The following is a 4,511-nucleotide window of genomic DNA, read 5'->3' on the forward strand; positions in this document are numbered from 1 at the left end:
CCTTGGAGCTTGGCGTTCTGATTGGGGAGCTAGAGTTTAACACGAGCATTAACTTAACACTCAACTGGGAAACCTTTGCGTTTCGGGTAGAGCACAGCGGCGGTATTCGGCTGCTGTCGGATGAGGAATTTTTGCCAGAAAAACAGTTTCTCGGACTGACCTGGAGGTTTCAGGGCGGAAAACTGCCCGATGATGACCGTTTCCATCACCTCACGCTGGTTACGGAAAACTACGACTACAAAATCATCCAGGGCGACGGCGCGGTAATTGAGGTAGACTACACCCGCGCTAGCGATGATCCCATTACCTTTGCCCTCAGCAACCTAGCGATTTCTGCTAAGGGTTTGAGCATCACCGCTGAGGTTACCGATCGCCCTGCCCGATTGAATGGGGTGGATACCCGTTTCCGGTTCCACGGCAGCCGCTTATCCATTGTCGATAATCGCGTTCAGGACTTTACCTTAGCTGGCTCTGGCCCCCTGCCGCCCGCCTTGGTGGGTGAAGCAATGGTGGATATCTCGCTGCAATTTGCCCAGCGCAATGGCAATCTCACCTTAGTAGAAGGCGGCGCTCGTATTGGAGGCGATAAGTTACTAAACTGTCAGGGTACTCGCTTCCAGTTCTCGGTTGATTCCATCGGTCTAAAATTTGTCAACGACGATAAGTTTCACCTTTACTTTACGATCAGCGGCAGTGCCCAATATCGGCTAGCACCGGGCGACAGCACCGATGGGCCGCTAGCGCTGCTCAGCGCCGTTAAGATTGAACTCGTGGACTGTCCCTTGACGGGGGATGCTAGCGTCGTTGCCCGCCACGTGAATTTCCTGATTGACCTACCGAAGCCCGTATCATTTAGCCTCTTGGGCTGCTTCGAGATGGAGATTCGCGGCTTTGGATTTGTACCTCAGTTCGATAAGTTTGATGGTGCGCCGGCCATGCGCATTGCTGGGCAGGTAAAGTTTGCTCAGGGCAAGGGGGATGCGATCAGCGCCCGTATTGATGTTCATGATCTATATATTGGCCTGCCGCGCCCAGGTACGTTTATCCCTCGCCTATACCTGCGTGAGCTCACGGTGGAAATCACGGCGGGCAAGGCATTTAAGCTCTACGGCGTGGTGGAATTTATTGATGAAGCAGATGCCACTGGCTTTGCTGGCGAGGGACGGCTGGAAATTAAGGGTTTGCCGGTGATTGCAGCCAGCTTTGCCTTCCTGCGAGTGCGGCGCAATGAAAATGCTCCCTGGGTGCGGGCTTGGTTTATCTTCCTGCAAATTGAGCAGGTCACCTTCCGCATTCCCTACGTAGAACTCTACATTCGCGAGGTGGGGCTAGGCTTTGGCTATCGCTACACCATTGCCAGCATTCGCGCTGCCGATCAGTCGGGCAGTCTGCGCGAACTCCTGCAAGAACTGCGGAAGCTTTCTCGTACCCAGGGCGATTTAACCCGGCGCGATCGCTGGGCCGTAGACTTAGAGGACGAAGGCGAGGCGCTGCGCTGGACGATTGTGCTGCGAGCGCTGATTTCCCAAACTTCAGCATCACCCAATTCCCTCAAATGGATTGAGGCAGCGGAGCGGGTACTGCCCTGTCTCTATGTGATGGACGCGATCATTGCCTTCCGCAGTGATTTAACCTTCTTCATGGCCGTGCGCTGTTGGTTTAATACCAACTACTGGGGGTTTGTCAACGATGTAGACGGGCTGCGAGAGCGACCGCTGCTGAGCGGCTTTGTGCTGCTGTCGGTGCGGCAAAAGCGGTTCATTGCCCAAATTTCCTCCAATCCCGACGGCAGTCTAGGACATCTGATTCCTATTCCGCCGATGGTGGAACGGATTGTGAACAACGGTCAGTTTTCTGCCACGCTGCTGATTGAGCCAGGGCTATTCCATGCTGAGCTGGGCTGGCCCAATATGCTGCGCTGGTCTACGAAGGTGGGGCCGCTGGAGGTGGATATTCGCGGTGGGGCTATCTTCCGCACCACGGCAGATAACTTAGTTGTGGGCGTCAGTTTTTATGCGAGGGGCGGCTTTCGGTTTGAAGCGGAGAAAAATCTACGGATCTTTGGAGCCCGAGTGTCTGCAGATGTTCATGCTGCCTTTGGGGCTCGATATATTGGTCTAATTGACTTTAACGATCCTGCAGCCGGGTCAGCTTTCTATGCCGCTATTGGTCTAGAGGTGCGCATTCGGGTTGCCATTGAGTTCTGGATCAAGTTTATCTTTGTGACCAAGCGCTTCCGGTTTAGCTTCTCGCTGGAATTTACCGCAGCGGCGGAGCTGGGGTTAGCGGGAGTGAACCCGGACGGTGCTGGTTTCCGGGCCCACGGCACCCTATCGGTGCGGTTGATGGGACGGGGCATTCAGCTCAGCGTGCGCATTGGTTTCCGGGAGCACAATATCTTAGCTGCCCGTAGCCGTACAGAACCGTTTTTGACCGTAGGTCTAGAAGCAACGGATGTGGAAGCGGTGCCGGGTGTGGAAGCGGCAGAACCGGCTCGGGTAGCCGCGTCACCCCCTGCAGCCCGGACGGCGGAGGTAAGTCCAGCCAGTCCAGCTAGCCGTTCTGCTACGCCCTTGGCAGGAGGAGGAGGTTCGTCATCTCTGCCCACAGCTCTGGATGCTCAGCCCGAGGCATTCGTATCCCAACCAGAAGCCAGCGAGCTAAGTGCAGAGGCAGATCCAGAGGCGATCGCCGCCGCAGAAGCAGAAGCAGCATCCGGAGCCCTGCAAGCGTTTCGCGCGTCCCGTAGCTTTTCACTTCCCAACTACGATGTGTTCTGGATTGAGGCTCCAGACGGGGCTGGGGGGTCGGATGGATCGGATGGATCTGCTGTATCTACAGATATGTCTACAGAATCAGATAGGCCCCAGTACGGTTACTTTGTCCTGGTTCCTCGGGCAGAACCACCCGTTGGTAGCCAGGACTTGGAAGAGCGGGGTTTCTTGCCAGCACCGCCCTTAGACACCGTCGCCGCCGACTTTGCTATGGAGCTGCCAGATCTACCCATGCTCAGCCTAGAACAGTATGATCCCGATGCCATGGAGTGGCGATCGCGCTCGGCGGGAGAATCCTTTGCTTGGCGAGCCAACTGGGATGCGGTGGTGATTTCAGGAACCCGCTTTGATCCAGTCACGGAGGAACCCAGTTTAGATGATGCGGGAGCAACGGTGCAGGACACCCAAACCCTGCAGGATTATCTGGCCTTTGCCTTCATTGTCAATGATGACGATCTAGACAAAGCCGTGCCGTTGGGCGATCCCGATCCCTTGAGCGATCGCGACCATGATCAACGCGTCACCGATGAACGGGTACATCATCCCACCGAAGATTCCTATGAGTCAGCGGTGCGGGGTGCCCTAGAGCAGTTCCGCGCGTCGCCGTTCTTCAAGCGCGATCCCAATTCAGACTATGACCAGGCCCTAGAAGCGGCCTTCCAGCCCAACACCACGGTCTACAACGATAGTGGCGAGACCGACGCGATCGCTGACCTCAACCAACAGGCCCATCAACTGCGGGGTTTGGTGGTGCAAGACATGGTCAGTGATCTACGAGACTATGCCGCTGGCACAGCCACAGATACCAGCGCCATGATTGGCTTCCAAATGGGACTGGTGTTTCGCTATCAGGGTGAGCCGCCCCAGTGGTTGACGGATGCTGCCCCAGTTACCCATGCTGATGATCCAGCGGAGAATGGCTGGCCGAAGATTTACCAGCGCCTTGGGCCAGACCAAAAGGAGCCGGATCGCGACCAGGCGCGACAGGTGCGCACCTTTAACGTGGCCAGCACCAACTTTGAAAGCAATCCGCCCCAGTTTCAGCGGGTGGAGCAGTTCACCGATGCCAATACCATTGCCTTAGCTTGGGATCTCGTTTGGCCCGATCGCCCGGATCAGGCCTGTACCGATTGCCAAGCCGAGCCCGAGCAGCATTTGGTGCATTACCATGTGCAGCGCCGCTCCCTGGATGGCAGCGATCGCGAAGCCGTCTACACCGTGAAGGGAGCAGAGGTGCTGCACTATGACGGTAGCAGCGGCATCCTCAAGCACCTACAGCCGCGTTTCCAGGTGGTGGATCACTTCAATGCCGAGACCTTGGAAGATCAGGCCAACTTACCCATCACCGGTCGCAGTTATATCTATACGATCACGCCGGTGGATATGGCCGGCCATCGTGGCCGCCCCCTCACCCTAGTCGCCACCCGCTATCCCAACGAGCCGCCCCAGGTGCCGGTGAATGCTCAACTGCAGGTGCGCTATACCCTGGAACGTGCCGAGCAAACTGTGGTGGTCACGACGCCGGGACAGTCCGATCAGCCTTTGCTAGATGCGATCGCCCCCCAACGCCCCGTTGCACCCAACCTCCTGCGGCCGGTTCTGCCAGATGCATCCCGTGATTCGGATGCCGATAGTGCAGACGACCTCGGGATTGTGATCACCTGGCAAGATCCATCGCCCCTGCGGGATGCGCCCTTGGTGCCCATTGCTATCTACCGGCTGATTTTCCGCCGGGAA

1 protein-coding gene is annotated in these 4,511 nt (G+C 56.9%); it reads left to right on the forward strand.

Annotation, left to right across the window (positions count from 1 at the left end):
• Positions 1–4,511 (forward strand): hypothetical protein (locus V6D20_12210; GenBank protein HEY9816543.1); only part of this gene is annotated, 4,511 nt, incomplete at both ends.

The sequence above is a fragment of the Candidatus Obscuribacterales bacterium genome (assembly GCA_036703605.1).
GTDB lineage: Bacteria > Cyanobacteriota > Cyanobacteriia > RECH01 > RECH01 > RECH01.